Source organism: Streptomyces sp. NBC_01431 (genome assembly GCF_036231355.1).
Lineage (GTDB): Bacteria > Actinomycetota > Actinomycetes > Streptomycetales > Streptomycetaceae > Streptomyces.
Window position 1 is genome coordinate 4593061 of sequence record NZ_CP109496.1, and the last position, 15063, is coordinate 4608123.

The 15063-nt window shown below is 72.4% G+C and carries 15 protein-coding genes; 5 read left to right on the forward strand and 10 right to left on the reverse strand.

All coding sequences use genetic code 11. From position 1 onward, the window contains the following. Nucleotides 1–27: 27 nt before the first annotated feature. Nucleotides 28–438 carry a rodlin gene (locus OG522_RS21180; RefSeq protein WP_329464560.1) on the reverse strand — a complete coding sequence of 137 codons (411 nt, stop codon included), beginning with the start codon at nucleotides 436–438 and terminating at the stop codon, nucleotides 28–30. 159 nt (nucleotides 439–597) lie between these two features. Here OG522_RS21180 and OG522_RS21185 point away from each other — a divergent pair, with 159 nt between their 5' ends. After that, the gene (locus OG522_RS21185) at nucleotides 598–792 is read left to right on the forward strand and encodes a hypothetical protein (RefSeq protein WP_329464561.1); all 195 of its coding nucleotides are present in this window, start codon (nucleotides 598–600) and stop codon (nucleotides 790–792) included. 149 nt (nucleotides 793–941) lie between these two features. Here OG522_RS21185 and OG522_RS21190 read toward each other — a convergent pair whose 3' ends face one another. Continuing rightward, nucleotides 942–1355 (reverse strand): rodlin, encoded by a 414-nt coding sequence (locus tag OG522_RS21190; protein WP_329464562.1) that lies wholly within the window; start codon nucleotides 1353–1355, stop codon nucleotides 942–944. A 366-nt stretch (nucleotides 1356–1721) separates the two neighbouring features. Here OG522_RS21190 and OG522_RS21195 point away from each other — a divergent pair, with 366 nt between their 5' ends. The 4 genes from OG522_RS21195 to OG522_RS21210 all read left to right on the forward strand — a co-directional run bounded on the left by OG522_RS21195 (nucleotide 1722) and on the right by OG522_RS21210 (nucleotide 5721). Continuing rightward, complete coding sequence (locus OG522_RS21195; RefSeq protein WP_329464563.1) at nucleotides 1722–2135, forward strand: rodlin; 414 nt, start codon at nucleotides 1722–1724, stop codon at nucleotides 2133–2135. A 285-nt stretch (nucleotides 2136–2420) separates the two neighbouring features. Continuing rightward, nucleotides 2421–2645: a chaplin gene (locus tag OG522_RS21200; protein ID WP_329467668.1), complete on the forward strand. Its 225-nt coding sequence runs from the start codon at nucleotides 2421–2423 to the stop codon at nucleotides 2643–2645. 159 nt (nucleotides 2646–2804) lie between these two features. Continuing rightward, nucleotides 2805–4085: a chaplin family protein gene (locus OG522_RS21205; RefSeq protein WP_329464564.1), complete on the forward strand. Its 1281-nt coding sequence runs from the start codon at nucleotides 2805–2807 to the stop codon at nucleotides 4083–4085. Nucleotides 4086–4437: 352 nt separating this feature from the next. Next, nucleotides 4438–5721: a glycoside hydrolase family 26 protein gene (locus tag OG522_RS21210; protein ID WP_329464565.1), complete on the forward strand. Its 1284-nt coding sequence runs from the start codon at nucleotides 4438–4440 to the stop codon at nucleotides 5719–5721. On the opposite strand, the gene OG522_RS21215 is transcribed toward OG522_RS21210, so the two are convergent. The 8 genes from OG522_RS21215 to OG522_RS21250 form a co-directional block, all read right to left on the reverse strand. Continuing rightward, nucleotides 5707–6840 carry a GNAT family N-acetyltransferase gene (locus OG522_RS21215; protein WP_329464566.1) on the reverse strand — a complete coding sequence of 378 codons (1134 nt, stop codon included), beginning with the start codon at nucleotides 6838–6840 and terminating at the stop codon, nucleotides 5707–5709. The two genes, OG522_RS21210 and OG522_RS21215, sit on opposite strands and share 15 nt — an antisense overlap. Continuing rightward, nucleotides 6837–7481, reverse strand: a complete 645-nt coding sequence (locus tag OG522_RS21220) for a lipopolysaccharide biosynthesis protein (RefSeq protein WP_329464567.1) — start codon at nucleotides 7479–7481, stop codon at nucleotides 6837–6839. Before OG522_RS21220 ends, OG522_RS21215 begins: the two co-directional genes overlap by 4 nt. Then, complete coding sequence (locus tag OG522_RS21225; protein WP_329464568.1) at nucleotides 7478–8734, reverse strand: glycosyltransferase; 1257 nt, start codon at nucleotides 8732–8734, stop codon at nucleotides 7478–7480. Before OG522_RS21225 ends, OG522_RS21220 begins: the two co-directional genes overlap by 4 nt. Then, nucleotides 8731–9438: a polysaccharide deacetylase family protein gene (locus OG522_RS21230; RefSeq protein ID WP_329464569.1), complete on the reverse strand. Its 708-nt coding sequence runs from the start codon at nucleotides 9436–9438 to the stop codon at nucleotides 8731–8733. The genes OG522_RS21225 and OG522_RS21230 overlap by 4 nt, the downstream gene beginning before the upstream one ends. A gap of 67 nt (nucleotides 9439–9505) precedes the next feature. Next, nucleotides 9506–11122, reverse strand: a complete 1617-nt coding sequence (gene murJ / locus OG522_RS21235) for a murein biosynthesis integral membrane protein MurJ (RefSeq protein ID WP_329464570.1) — start codon at nucleotides 11120–11122, stop codon at nucleotides 9506–9508. Continuing rightward, nucleotides 11119–12453, reverse strand: a complete 1335-nt coding sequence (locus OG522_RS21240) for an O-antigen ligase family protein (RefSeq protein WP_329464571.1) — start codon at nucleotides 12451–12453, stop codon at nucleotides 11119–11121. The genes murJ and OG522_RS21240 overlap by 4 nt, the downstream gene beginning before the upstream one ends. Then, nucleotides 12453–13886 carry a sugar transferase gene (locus OG522_RS21245; RefSeq protein ID WP_443074838.1) on the reverse strand — a complete coding sequence of 478 codons (1434 nt, stop codon included), beginning with the start codon at nucleotides 13884–13886 and terminating at the stop codon, nucleotides 12453–12455. Before OG522_RS21245 ends, OG522_RS21240 begins: the two co-directional genes overlap by 1 nt. A 50-nt stretch (nucleotides 13887–13936) precedes the next feature. Beyond that, nucleotides 13937–15007: a glycosyltransferase gene (locus OG522_RS21250; RefSeq protein WP_329464573.1), complete on the reverse strand. Its 1071-nt coding sequence runs from the start codon at nucleotides 15005–15007 to the stop codon at nucleotides 13937–13939. Nucleotides 15008–15063 lie beyond the last annotated feature (56 nt).

Sequence of the window (15063 nt, forward strand, 5' to 3'; positions counted from 1 at the left end):
ACCGGGGCCGGCCGTCGTTCAGGCAGCTCAGCTGCTGTCGGCGCCGTTGTTCGAGAGGACCGGGATCTGGTCCAGGGAGTGCGAGAGCGGCTCGTCGCCCTTGGCCTGGGTCGAGTTCTCGGTGCACTGCTGGTTCTGCGGCGCGGACAGGACCGGCACGTCCTGGAGCACGGAGACGGGCACGACGCCGACGATGGACGCGGCGTTGACCTTGACCGGAACACCGGCGCAGAGCTTGTTCAGGGAGCCCTGGACCAGGGTCATCTGGGGGCTCATGTCGCCCTCGGTCTTCGAGTTGCCGAAGGCCTGCTTGGCCCCGTTGCCGCTGAGCGACGTCGGGCCGCTGTGGTTGCCGATCGCCATCGCGTGCGGTGCGGCCATCATCGCGACCCCGGACACGGCTGCGGCGACGGCTGCGGCCGACCACAACTTCTGCATGTCTACTCCTGTTGGTCTGATTCCACTGACGGGTATCTGTGAAGACAAACGGTAAGAATCTCTTTTGGTTCCGCTCTGTCCCCCGTACAGAGCATTTACGGAATCGACTCCGCCCGGCCGTGGTATTAGGCAGTAACCGCGAACCGATGGTGAGGAAACATGACGGAGACGCACGGTGCCTGGCACCGGCAGACTTTCATCCCGATCACCCGGCAGCGATTCGAGAGCGAGGCGGCGGCCGAACCCGTATATGCGGCTCTGGTGCGTTCCTGGGCCGCCGAGGGCCGAACGCTTCCGGGGCGGCCCGACTGGGAATGGAACCAGCTCGTCAACGGCCCCTCCTGGCCTTCTTGATTTGCCGGACTTTCTGATTCCGCCGCCCGGTTCCGGGCACGGAAAAGCCGGACCGCCGGGGGAAGCCCGGTGATCCGGCCGGTGGAAAACAGGATGCCGGACCGCCGAAGGGATGGGCAGAGGTCCGGCTGTCCTGGCGAAAGCTTGGCTCAGCGCTTGTCGGCACCGTTGCTGGAGAGGATCGGGATCTGGTCCAGGATGTGCGAGAGCGGCTCGTCGCCCTTGGCCTGAGTCGAGTTCTCGGTGCACTGCTGGTTCTGCGGCGCCGAGAGAACGGGCACGTCCTGGAGCACGGAGACCGGCACGACGCCGACGAGGGACGCGAGGTTGGCCTTGGCGGGCAGGGCGATGCAGGGCTTGTTGAACGAGCCCTGGATCAGCGCGATCTGCGGGCTCATGTTGCCGTACGTTGCGGAGTTCCCGTACGACTGCATCGCACCGTTGCCGCTGACCGAGGTCGCGCCGTCGTGGTTGCCGATCGCCATCGCCTGCGGCGCCATCGCCGCGGACACGCCGACGACGGACACGCCGACGGCTGCTGCCGCCATAGCCTTCTTGATCACGCTGGTCCCTTTCTGGTGAATGCCCCATACGTGGCTGCCCCATACGGAGCCACCTGACCAACGGGCTCCCTTGCGGATTGGTTTCTGCCCTTCACTCCTTCGGCCGTACGAAAATGAGACCTACGGCCTGTTCCGTCGACTGGGCGTCCAACTCCCTTTTATCGGTTTGGATTATATGGAGATCCGATGCCACCTTTCGGGGGCCCTTGAAACGTGGCGTTCGGTATCTCTTTCGAATCGCTGGGGAACCATTCGGGTGAAGCGCCGGAACCAATCCGGTGTGGCGAAGTTGACAAGTCAGTAGTACGGCGCGGTGGATTTTGAGCGCGGTACTGCACATGCTCTCCACCAAGAAAAGGGAAGACCATGCTCAAGAAGGTTATGGCCGCTTCCGCTGCCACCGTTTCGCTGGTCGGCGCCTCGGCCATGCTGGCCCCCCAGGCCATGGCCATCGGCAACCACGACGGCTCGACCTCGTTCAGTGGCAACGGCGCGAAGCAGGCCTTCGGCAATTCGAAGACCGAGGGCGACATGAGCCCCCAGCTCTCCCTGGTCCAGGGCAGCCTGAACAAGCCCTGCCTCGGCGTTCCGGTCAAGGGCAACGCCGCGGCCATCGTCGGTTTCGTGCCGGTCTCCGTGCTCCAGGACGTGCCGGTCCTGTCCGCGCCGCAGAACCAGCAGTGCACCGAGAACTCGACTCAGGCCAAGGGCGACGAGCCGCTCTCGCACATCCTGAACCAGATCCCGATCCTCTCCAGCAACGGTGCCGGCAGCAGGTGATTCGGGTCAGCCGGCAGCTCGGGCTGCCGCGGTCCCTTCGGGCCGCGGCAGCCCGAGTTCTTTTGTTCGCCAAATGCCCCGTGGGCGTGGTGTCTGGACGCAGGGCTGCCTTTCTGGCGTATGGGTGAGGAACTCGGGACGGCTCTTCCCATTCGGTTTCCTTTCCCTGACTCATTCGTTACCCAGTCGTCAGCGGCACCTTGGGCGAAAGCTCTGGCAACACGCCGTGAGCAACGACTGGTTGCGTGACGTTTTGACTGAGGGAAGGAAAACCACGTGAAGTACATGAAGACTGCGACGGTTCTGGCCGGTCTGGTCGTCGCCGCTGGTGGTGCCGCTCCTGCGTTCGCCGACGCCGGGGCCGAGGGTGCCGCGGTCGGCAGCCCGGGTGTTCTGTCGGGCAACCTGCTCCAGGTTCCGGTCCACGTTCCGATCAACGTGTGCGGCAACACCGTTAACGTCATCGCGCTGCTGAACCCGGCGTTCGGCAGCGCCTGCGTCAACAAGTGACGTAGCCGCCAGACCCTCCACTCCGATTTTGGGGCGTGCCGTCCGCACGCCCCAAATTCGGTTTCCCCGCTTTTTCACCGCGATACGGAAGACAGCCCATTGCGCCAGGTCATCAGCAAGTCCCTTTTCACTGCCGTGGCAGCCACGAGCGTGATTTCGATGAGCGGTAATTACGCTCAGGCGGCCGGCACCGACGCCGAGAGCACGGGGTCGCCGGGCCTGCTGTCGGGGAACACGATCTCTGCGCCGCTGGACATCCCGGTCCAGGCCTGCGGGAACACGGTGGACCCGGCCGGAGCCCTCAACCCGACCTTCGGCAACCGCTGCGCCACCGTCTCGCCGAAGAAGGGGAAGGGGAAAGGGAAGGGAAAGGGGGAGCAGGAGAGCGGCGGACAGGACGCGGGCCGATACGGGGAGGAGCACGGCTCCGAGGTCGGATACGGGTCCGAGGACGTTTCTCGGGACGAGCGTGAGTACGCCGCCGAGTACGGGTTCGGCCCCCACCCCCGCGGCGCGGCCGGCCAGGCGCACTCCGTGACGAGCGACTCCCCGGGAGCCCTGGCGGGCAACTCGGCCGCCGCACCGCTGGACGTCCCGGCACAGGTGTGCGGGATCACGGCGAACGTCGTGGGCCTGCTCAACCCGGTGATGGGAAACCACTGCACCACCGGGCCGACGGGCCCCTCGCACCACGCAGCCCACCACGCGCCTCCGGCCCACCACGCACCGCCCGCGCACCACGCGCCTGCTGCCCACCACGCGCCTCCTGCACATCACATGCCTCCCATGCACCACGTGCCTTCGAGCCACCACACACCCCCTGCGCACCACGGTCCGTCGGTTCACCACGCTCCGCCCGTGCATCACGCACCCCACGTGCACGAGGCCCCGCCGGTCCACCACATGCCGCCGGTTCATCACGCGCCTCCGGTGCACCAGAGCCCTCCCATGCACCATGTACCTCCCGCCCATCACGCGCCGCCTGCGCACCACGTGCCGCCCATGCACGAGGTTCCGCCGATGCGCCACGTACCTCCGGTGCACGAGGTCCCGCCCATGCGCCACGTGTCCCCGGTGCACGAGGCTCCGCCTGTCCGCCGCGTGCCGTCGGTGCACGGGGCCCCGCCCTTGCACCACGTACCTCCGGTCCATCACATGCCGCCCGTGTACGAGGCTCCGCCCGCGCGCCACATGCCCCACGACGTCCCGCACGCTCCCGTGGTGCCGCGCGTTCCGCAGGCCCGGAACGCCATGCCCGCCCCGCACGCGCAGTCCGCGCCCCGGGTCGTCATGCCGGCCACGCAGGCTCCCGCGGCCGCTCACCTCGCCGAGACCGGGGCCGACCCGGCGCTGCTCGCGATCGCCGGCGGGGCCGCCGCCGGGCTCGTGTTCGGCGGGGGCGTCCTCTACCGGCGTGGCAGGGCGCTGGCCCAGGCCTGACCCGGCGGGTCCGCCGACGCCCCCACTCGCGGCAAGTGACGGCCGAGGCGGGCACCCGGGGAAGCCGAGATGGCCGGACAACTCCCGTAATAGTGCGGTCAGTTGAGGGTGCTCGCCGAGAGGCCATCAAGAAGCAGACAGGGCAGGACTCGCCCGCGTCGCCAAGGGCCCGGTTCCTTTTCAGGAGCCGGGCCCTTCGGCGTGCCGTGCGGCGTGGCGTGCTCGACTGGCCCTGCCGCGTACGCCCGTTCGGGGGTCTTGGGGCGCAGGGCTGCTTATCCTCCCGATCGGCGTAATAAGAATATTTTCCAACCGGGAACCCGGGGAGAGGCCTCAGAACCAGGGAGCGCACATGCGTCAGCGGCGTCATCGGGCGGCCACCTTCACCGCGAGTGTTCTGACAGCCGGTGCACTCTTCAGTCTGGCCCTGGCACCGGGCATCGAAGTCAAGCCACCCGGCAAAGGCGATGACCCCCCGGCGCGGCAGCCCTCCGCGCTGAATTTCGGCGCCTTCCTGGATTCCGGCGCCCTCGGCGTCAAACAGATCGCCGGGCTGGAGAAATGGCTCGGCGGGACCGACATCAAAGTGGGGCACACCTATCTGCCCGGGGACAGCTGGTTGGACATCGAGGGGGGCGCGGGCTTCCTCGACCCCTGGGCCGCCTGGCGCAGGGAGCGGCCCGACCGCACCCTCGTCCTGAACGTCCCGATGCAGGCCCTCAACGAGGTCGAGGTACCGGACAACAGGGTGCGCAGACTGTTGGCGCGGGGCGCCCGGGGCCAGTACGACGAGCACTTCAAGAAGCTGGCCGAGCGGCTGGTCGAGCTCAAGATCCCGGACACGATCATCGTGCTCGGCTGGGAGATGAACGGCACCACGTACACCCACCGCTGCGGACCGGACCCGGCCGCGTGGAAGAAGTACTGGCAGAACGCGGTCGCCGCGATGCGTTCCGTCCCGGGGCAGAAATTCCGTTTCGATTTCGCGCCGAGTCGCGGGCGGGACGCCGTGCCCTGGACCGAGTGCTATCCGGGCGACGACGTGGTCGACATCATCGGAATGGATTCCTACGACCAGCCACCGGCCCGGAATTTCGACGAGGAGGTCAAGGAGCCGTACGGACTTCAGCAGCAGGTGGACTTCGCCGCCGCGCACAAGAAGCCGATCTCATATCCGGAGTGGGGGCTTTTCCGCAACGGGGACAATCCCGAATACATGCGGCGCATGCTGGCCTGGATGGATCTGCACAAGCCGGTCTACAACACCATCACCGACTACTGCCCGCACGGTGTGTGGGGCTGTGCCGAGAACCCCCGCTCCTCCGAGGTCTACCGCTCGCTCCTGCACGGTCAGACCGTGCCCACCCCGCAGCAGCCCACCCCGACTTCGCCCGCGCCGGCCACCCCGGTGAGCCCGCAGCCCGCCACATCCCCACAACCCTCCACGCCCCCGAAGCCCGCCACACCCCCACTGCCCGCTACGCCCCCGCTGCCCTCCATGTTGACCAAACCGGTCGCGCCCGTCGCGCCGAAGCCGCCCGAGAACTGCTCTCCGGTCGACCTCGGCTCGTGGGTCGAGTACTGGATGGGCGGCAAGCTCTGCGTCCGGTTGGACTGGTACTCACGCCGGTCCTGACGGCTCAGGGGCGGGGCGGCTTCGGCCGTCCCGCCACTGCCGCAGCGACCGCAGCGCGGCGCCCGCCCTGCGGCGCAGCCGCGCGTGCAGCGCGCTGGCCCACAGCAGCGGGGCGGTGCGCCGCCTGGCCAGCAGGAACCGCTGGTTGACCCGTACCTCGGGGCGCCAGTGCTGTTTGTACGGTTCGTTGCCGCGCAGCATGCTCAGCGCGGCCCGGCCGCTGCCGTCGATGCGCTGCGCGCAGGACCGCAGCAGCATCGTGGCCACGTCCACCTTGCGGCCGCGCAGGCCCGGATGCGCCCCGTACAGATAGCCGCCGGCCAGCGCGGGGGAGAGCAGGGTGAGGTCGGCCGCAACCACCTCCCCGTCGAGCCGGAACTCGGTGACCACCGCCTCGCCCTGCCGGGTCATCTCGCCCACCGCGCGCGCCAGGTGCTCCTCGAACCGGCTGCGCAGGTGCTCGCGCGTCACCCCGCGCCCCTGCCACTGGAGCCCGTGCAGGTCGAGCAGCGTACGCAGCGCGCCCGGCACCTCCTCGGGCGGCACGTCGCGCTGCTCGATGCCCAGCGCGTCGATCTTCCGGAGCTTGGCGCGGGCCCGCTGGGCGCGGTTGGAGGGGAGGCGCCCGAGGAGTACGTCCATCCCCTCGGCGGGCAGTTCGAGGCAGCGCGAGTCCGCCAACTGCCGCCGCTGGCCGGGCCAGTTGGCGTGCAGGCGCTCGGCGCCACCGCCGGGCCTGACCTCCCCGAGGTCGATCAGCGCGCCGCGCGCCGAGCTCATCAGCGCGCCGGTGAGCGCGTCCGCGGCTTCCTGGGCACAGGAGTCGTCCAGGAGTACGTCCGCGAAGTCGCTGATCGTGCCGCCGAGCGGGACCAGCGCCGGAAGCGGCCGCAGCACCCGCATCAGCGGGGCGGCCCCGATCAACTCGCCGTCCCGGTACACCACATGGACCCGCAGCCGCCCCGGCATCCCGTACGAGAGCCACCACGAATGCAGCCAGGCGTGACTCTGGAAGGGGGTCGCGGTTCGGCAACGGCTGTGCAGGCGGCGCCAGTCGGGGGCCAGCTCCGCGAAGCGGGCCTCGTCCGTGCAGACCTCGACGATCACCCCGGTCTTCACCCGACCTCCTGCGGCGCGGGCACCGCCGAGGCGGGGGCCGGCACCGCGACCCCGGCCCCGGCGTCGGTTCGGCGGCGCGGGCGGGCCAGCAGGGCGAGCCCGCCGATCAGTCCGCCCGCGCAGCCGCCCACCAGGGAGGTCAGCGATGCGGAGGGGGAGGCGGGGGCCAGGGGTTTGGCCGCCCGCGAGAACTGCACCACCCGCACCCCGGTGTCGGCCTGGGTGTGCGTGCCGTTGAGGGTGAGGGCCCGTGCCACCGCGTTGGCGATGCCCGCCGCGTCCCCGGCGCGCGCCGAGGTGGCGGTGATCGCGATCATCGGTGCGTCGGGCGAGGTCGCCGTCTGCACGCTGCGCCGCAGGGTGTCCGCGCTCACCCCCGCCCACACCTGGGCGTCGCCGATGACGGCGACCTCGGTGGCGACCCGGCCGTACGCCTGCGCGAAGCCCAGGGCGACCGACGGATCGGACTTCACGGTGGGGGTGACCACCACGTAGCTGGTCGCGCTGTACTCCGGGGTTCTGACCTCGCCGTACGCACCGCCCGCCGCCGCGCCGAGCAGCGCGCACACCGGCAGCGGCCACCAGCGGGGCAGCGGACGGCGGATGCCCTGACGCCGCCGCTGGACGGAGAATCTGCTCATCGGGACTCTTCTTTCTCCGAGATGTTCGTGTTCGTGAGGGAGCGCGGCCGGGCCGTGACCGAGCGGGGAGCCGAGCCGGGAGCCGGGACAGGCGCCGGGACAGGCGTGCTGCCCGAGGCCCGGCGGGGCAGCGTTGTGCGGGCCGCGGCCGCCTCGTACACCCGGACCAGTTGGGCCGAGGTCGCGGTGACGCAGTAACGGCGCACCGCGTCGGGGACGGGGTGCCGGACGGGGCCCGCCTGCCGAAGCGCCCGCAGGGCGTCGGTGAACGCGGCGGCCGGCCGGCCCGTGCGCAGCGCGCCCGGCGCCGCCGCGGGCGGCAGGTCGTCAATGGCCGGGCAGGTCACGTACGCCACCGGTAGCCCGGCCGCCAGGGCCTCCACGACGGCCAGGCCGAAGGCCTCCTCGTCCGACGGCGAGGCCAGGCAGTCCACCGCCGAAAGCAGGCCCGGCAGGGTGGGGTGGTCGCCCAAGGCGGCCGGGCCTTCCTGGGCGCACTCGCCCGCGAAGACCACCCGCCCGGCCACGCCGAGCCGCTCGGCGAGCGCCCGCAGGGGCTGTTCCTGCGCGCCGGTACCCGCGAACACCAGCCAGCTGTCCGGGAGTTGGGCGATCGCCTCGACGAGTACCCGAAACCGCTTGCCCGCCGCCAGTCTGCCGACCGCGCCGACGACGAACGCGCCCGGCGGGAGGCCGAGTTGACGGCGTACCCGATCGCGGGCGCGGGGGCTGAAGGCGAACTGTGCGGCATCGATCCCGTTCGGGACGACCTGGATGCGGCGCTCCGGTACGCCCCAGCGGGCCAGCCGCCCGGCGATGGTGGCGGACACCGCGACGGTCGTGGTGCCGAGCCGCTCGCTCGCCAGGTAGAGGCCGCGTACGCCGGGACCGAGCGGCCGTCCCTCCATGCGGGACTCGCCCAGGGAGTGCTCGGTGGCGACGACGGTGCGCACCCCGGCGAGCCGGGCGGCCAGGCGCCCGTACAGGCAGGCCCGGTACAGATGGGTGTGGACCACGTCGTAGCGGCCGCGGGAGATCAGCCGGGTGAGGCGGGGCAGCGCGGACAGGTCCCGATTGCCCGCCATGGCGAGGCAGCGCACCCGGCCGCCGTCGCGCTCGATGGCGCGGGCCACGGCGCCGGGGTTGGTGAGGGTGACGACGTCGGACGGATAGGGCAAGTGCAGCAGCAGCAGCCGCAGTTGCTGCTCGGCGCCGCCGACGCCGAGCCCGGTGATGACGTGCAGGACCTTCACGGGCCCTCCGGGAGGTCGGCGGGCTCGTACCGGCGCCAGCGGTGCAGGCCCCGTTTGAGGTGCAGCCGCCAGCTGGTGTCGCGCTCCCCGATGTGGACGCGCGGCAGCGCGAAGCGGCCGGTCAACGGGCCCGCGTCGATGGCGCAGGCGTACTGGTACCCGGCCGCGCGCACCGCGTCGATGGCGCGCAGGTCGACGGCCCCGTACGGATAGCAGAAGCCCGCCACCTCGTGGCCGGTGAGGTCGAGGAGCAGCTGCCTGCTCTCGCGCACCTCGCGGTGCAGGGTGTCCTCGTCGGCGTGGGTCAGGTCGAGGTGGCGCAGGCCGTGCGAGGCGATCTCCATGCCCCAGGTGGCGGCCTGCTGGATGCCGCGTTCGTCCAGGAGCGGCTTGCGCGGGCCCAGCGGGTCCCAGTCGTTGGCGGCGCCGAGCAGTCCGGGCAGGACGAACACCGTCGCCGTGCACTCGTAGCGGTGCAGCAGCGCGAGGGCTTCGGCGGTGAAGTCCGCGTACCCGTCGTCGAAGGTCAGGCCCACCAGGCCGCGCCTGGTCCCGGCCGCGCGGGCCCGCAGGAGTTCGGCGACGCCCACCCCCTTCAGGCCGCGTCTTCGCAGCCAGCGCAGCTGCCGTTCGAAGCGTTGCGGGGAGACGGTGACGTGGTAGGGGTCGTGGGTGGTGTGGGTCACCGAGTGGTACATCGCCATCCACAGCGGTGCGGCGGGGCGCGGTCTCGAACCAGTCAGTGGACCCCGTGGGTCGCCGACTGCCGTGTCAACGGGCATGCCAGAGCTTTCGGGTGAGGGGACGGAACAGCAGACAGAACTCCCGGACGCGCAGCAGACGGGCGACCATGGCGAAGGTGACGCAGGCGGCAACGGCGCCAACTGCCAGCGCTGATACGGAATGTGATGAAACCTCAGCTGCCCAGCGGCAGGCGGCGGTCGCGCCGCAGGCAGCCACGCCGAGCCGGGCGAGCTGGCCGCACACCCAGCGGGTGGGCAGTGCCATGCGGCGCCGTCCGCTGCCCCACAGGAGCAGGAGCGCGGTCAGGGTGATGCCGAGCGCGTTGGCGGCGGCGATGCCGGGCGCGCCCCACACGGGTACGGCGAAGACCCCGGCCGTCGCGGTCGTGGCGAGGCCGGCCAGCATCGCGCAGGCCGGGAACCACAGGGGCCGGGCCTCGGAGAAGTACGAGCGGGCGAGCACCCCGACCAGGGTCTGGCCGAGCAGCCCGAGCGCGTACACGCGCATCACCTCCGCCGTCGCCGCGGTGTCGGCCGCGGTGAACGCGCCGCGCTGGAACAGGACGGCGATGATCTGCGGGGCGCACGCCACCACCACCGAGGCGCCGACGAGCACGATGGTGCCCGCCACGATGAGATCGCTCTCCACCCGGCGCCTGGCCCGCTCGGTGTCGCCGGCGGCCAGGGCCCGCGCGATCACCGGGAAGGTGACCGTGCACAGCATGAGCGAGAGCACCATCGGCATCTGCGCCACCTTCTGGGCGTAGTTCAGATGCGAGATGGCCCCGGCGGGCAGCGGCGCCGCCAGGAAGCGTTCGACCAGGACCTGCGTCTGGCGGCTCAGCGCGAACACCACGACCGGCGCGACCAGGGCGAGCCGCAGCGCGTGTGAGGTGCCCCGGTCCGGGTGGCGCGCGGGCGGCAGCGCGGCGGCCGGAACCGGGCTGCGCCGACTGCGCCACAGGGCGGGCAGCTGGACGAGCACCATGAGCGCGCCGCCGAGCGCGACCCCGGCCGCCGCGGCCCGCACCCCCCACGCCCGGCCGAGCAGCACGAGCAGGGCGATGATGCCCACGTTGTACGCCACGTAGATCGACGCGGGCGCCAGGAACCGGCCGTGCCCGCGCAGGGCGGCGCTGCAGTAGCCCGCGAGGCCGAAGGTCAGGGCGCAGGTCGCGGTCAGCCGGGTGCAGTCGACGGCGAGGTCCGCGCGGGGCAGTCCCGGGGCGAGCACCGCGACCACCGCGGGCGCGGCGGCGATCAGTACCGCGGCGCCCGTGGCCAGCGCCAGCATCAGCCGGGGCAGCGTGGCCGCCACCAGGGCGCGTACCGGATCGGGATCCGGACGCCGGGCGCGCTCGACCAGGGCGAGACTGAACGCGGGCACCAGGACGAAGGCGAGCCCGTCCTCGATCAGCAGGGTCGCGGCGACCTCCGGGACCGTCCAGGCGACCAGGAAGGCATCGGTGTCGGTGTCGGCGCCGAAGAAGTGCGCGAAGGCCTGGTCGCGCAGCAGCCCGAGGAGCGCCCCGGCGACGGTGAGGACGGCCGTGAGCAGTGCGGCGCGCGCCAACAGCCGCCCGGACGGGGCGGGGTCGGGGAGGGCGGCGGCCGCCGGGAGGAGGGGGGCGGTGGTCTTCGTCATGGCCGGACCGCCTCCCGCCCGCCGATCGCGAACCAGGCGGCGAGGCCGAGGACGAGCGCGGTCACCAGCGTCGAGGGCCCGCCGATGTCGCCGTAGCAGAAGTCCACGAGCTGCCAGATGAGGAGCCCGTTGGCGACCAGCGCGCAGTCCACGCCCCGGCCCCGCTCGCGCGCGAGGCGCAGCCCACGCAGTCCGGCGGTCAGCAGCGCGGCCCAGCCGCCGACGAGGGTGACCACCCCGAGCAGGCCCTGCTCGCTCAGGACGAGGAGGTACATGTTGTGCGGGGAGAGCAGCGGCTCGCGCTTGAACGCGGCGCCCGCGCCCGCCGTGTCGCTGCCGGAGGACAGCGCGAGCGAGGAGTTCGCGTCGCGGTGCGCCGGGAATCCCTTCAACCCGACGCCGGTGAGCGGAGTGTGACGCCACATCAGACCGGCCGCCGCCCACATCGTGTACCGGTCGGTGACGGACTGGTCGGGGGCGTCGGCGACCTGGGTGATGCTGTCGAGGCGCTCCTGGAGCAGTTGGGTGCCGGCACCGGTCCCGCCGACCACGACCACGGTGAGCGCCGCCGCGGCCGCGGTGACGGCCAGCGCGCGCCGCACCCCGGAGAGCAGCAGCAGCGCGCAGGCCGCGACCGCCGTCGCGATCCAGGCGCCCCGGCTGAACGACAGCGCCAGCGGTACGAGCAGGAGCGCGGCGCAGCAGAGCGCGGCCCGGCGCCGGCCGCGGCCCGCCTCGGGCGCGGGGTCCAGGGCGAGGCCGACCGAGCAGAGCAGCCCGCAGGACACCACGGTCGACATGCCCATGATGTCCACGGCGCCGAAGGTGCCCACCGCGCGGATGTCCTCGCCCATGTAGGAGGCGCCGGTGGCGGTCAGGTACTGGTGGACGCCGACCCCGCCCTCGACCAGGGCGAGCGCCACCACGGCCGCCGCCGCGAGCCGGAAGTCGTCGCGGTCGCGCAGCAGCAGCACCACGGCGAGCGGCACCAGGACGAAGATCTGCAGGTAGCGGCCGAGCCCAGCCACCGCGGTGCCCGGGTCGACGGCGCCCATCGCCGCCACGCAGATCCCGGCCACCAAAAGCCCCATGGCGACCGCCGCCGTACGGGTCAGCGGCCGCGCTCCCGAGCGCAGGACCCGTACCAGCGCCCAGACGACGAGCAGCCCGGAGGCGGCGTCGGCGGCCGTCACCGAGCCCTCGCCGCCCAGTGGGGGAGTGGCGAGCAGGGCGATCACGGCGAGCAGTGGGAACAGGTGCGATGCCCGGCGCAGCGGGGCCGGCAGGGCGACCGGCGGCGTGCGCGGCAGGGCCGCGGCGGCGGACGCCATCAGCTGCCCGTGGGGCGCAGCAGGGAGGCCGCGGTGCGCAGCAGGATGCACAGGTCCTGCCACAGCGACCAGTGGTCGATGTAGTAGTTGTCGTAGCGGGCCCGGTCCTCGATCGAGGTGTCCCCGCGCAGCCCCTGCACCTGGGCGAGCCCGGTGATGCCGACGGGCATCCGGTGCCGGGCCGCGTACCCGGGGTGTGCCTGGCTGAACTGGGCCACGAAATAGGGCCGTTCGGGCCGCGGGCCGACGAGGCTTATGTCGCCCCGGATCACGTTCCACAGCTGGGGCAGCTCGTCGAGCGAGGTACGCCGCATGAAGTGCCCGGCCCGGCTCATCCGCTGGTCGTCCGCGATGTTCCAGCGGGTGGCTGCCTCGTGCGCGGTGTCGGGGCGCAGCGTACGGAACTTGAGCAGGGTGAACGCCTGCCCCCGCAGCCCGATGCGCTCCTGCCGGAACAACACCCCGGGCCCGTCGCTCCAGCGCAGCACCAGCGCGCACACCAGCAGCACGGGCGCCGCGGCGACCAGGGCGGCCACCGTGACGAGCAGGTCGATGAGCCGCTTGAAGAGCAGCCCGGGGCCGCTGGCGACGGCGCTGGTGAGCGGGCGGCAGGGGAAGGCGGCCAGCTCGTCCGGCGCCGGCTGCGGGGCGACGAAGCCGGGCGCGCGCGTGTCGAGCTGCCACAGGGCGCAGCCCAGGGACTCAAGTAGCGGTGGCAATACGGCAGTTGGGGCCGCGGCGTCGTCCGCGTGCGTGAACAGGCAGTCGCGCACCCCGTTCTGGATGACCGCGCGCTGGACGTCCTCCAGGCTGCGCAGCACCGGCACCGGCGAGGTCTCTACGGGCCCCTCGGACGGTGGGACGACGACGCCGACGGGGCGGATGCCGCCGCTCGACTGCCGCGAAAGCGCCGCGCTGACCCGCACCGCCGTGGCCGCCGGGCCCACCACCAGCGTGGGCCGGGGCCTGCGCACCGCCTGCTGGCGCCGCAGCCACAGCGCAGCGCTGCGTCCCGCGCAGCTGACCAGCGTCTGCACGGCGCAGCCGGTCGCGACCGCCGACACCGCGAGCGGCACATCGGCCGACTCGTGGACGAGGGCGGTGCGGTGGGCCAGCACCGTCGACACGACGCACCAGCCGATCAGTGCCCGGAAGAACAGCGCGGGCACGTCGCCGAGCATGCCCCGCACCAGCGTCGGCCGGTAGAGCCCGGCCTGGGTGTTGAGGACCAGCACCGTGGCGACGAGCAGCGCGGCGGGCCCGGCGGGCAGCCCGGCGTACGGCAGCGCGAGCATGCCGAGCAGCGCCGCGGTGCAGTCCACTGCGAGCAGCAGGAACACGAACGGGCGCCCGGGGCGGGGCCGGTGGGCCGACAGAGCGAAGTGGTCCGGCGCCTCGCGGGGCGTGACCACCGAAACGGTTCCCGATGACATCCCGGTGCCGGGGGTCGGCCCCCCGGCCGAAGGGACGATGCTTTCCGCGGTCACTGGCTGATGCGTTCCCTGTGCTCGGAGCGCTGCAGAGCGGCCACGTCGCGGTACACCTCCGCGATGCTTCGGGCCGTCTGCCGCACGTCATGGGTGGTGGATACGTGCGCGTGCCCCTGGCGGGCCAGCGCGGAGCGCAGCGACGCGTCCCCGAGCAGCCCCGCCATGGCGCGCGCCAACTCGCCCGGACTGTCGGGCGGTACGAGACAGGGGCGGGCGTGACCGGGTGCCAGGCTCTCGGCCGAGCCGCCCACGTCGGTGACGACCACGGCCGTGCCGCACGCCATCGCCTCCAGCGGGGCGAGCGCCATGCCCTCCCAGCGCGAGGGCAGCACGACCAGGTCCGCCGCCCGGTACCAGGCGGCGGTGTCGCGAACCGCGCCGACGAAGGACACCGAGGGAGGCGCCGCCGCGCGCAGCGCCGCCAGGTCGGGCCCGTCGCCGACCAGCACCAGGTGCGCGCCGGGCACCTTCGCGCGCACCTCGGGCCAGGCCCGCAGCAGCACGTCCTGGCCCTTTTGGCGGCACAGCCGTCCGACGCAGACCACCAGGGGCGCGTCCCGGGCGGCCGGTGTCTCCTCACCCGCGCGGTAGTGGTCGAGGTCGACGCCGTTGGGGATCACGGAACACTCCGCGAAGACGCCGGCCCGTCGTCCGGTGGCCCGCTCGCCCTCGCTGACGCACACGAGGCGCGAGGTCCAGCGCACGGCCGTGCGCTCCCAGGCCCGGGAGAGGAGCGCGGTGACCCCGCCGACCGCCTCGAACGACCAGGCGTGCGGCTGGAAGACGGTGGGTACCCGGCCGCGTACGGCGAGCCGGGCGGCGACCCCGGCCTTGGCGCTGTGCGCGTGGACCACATCGGGGCGCACCCGCCGGATCAGCCGGGCCGCCCGCAGCGTCTCGCCGAGCAGCGCGGGACTGGGCGAGCGGGTGGCCGGCCAGGGACACACCCGCGCCCCCAGGCCTCTCAGATCGCCGCTCAACGGCCCGTTCTCGGGGCACGCGACGGTGACCCGGAAACCGCTGCGCAGCTGGTCCCGCACCAGGTCCGTGACGACTCTGGCCACGCCCCCCTCAGCGGGCTGGACCAGGTGCAGGACACTCAACTCCCGCGCGGACTCCG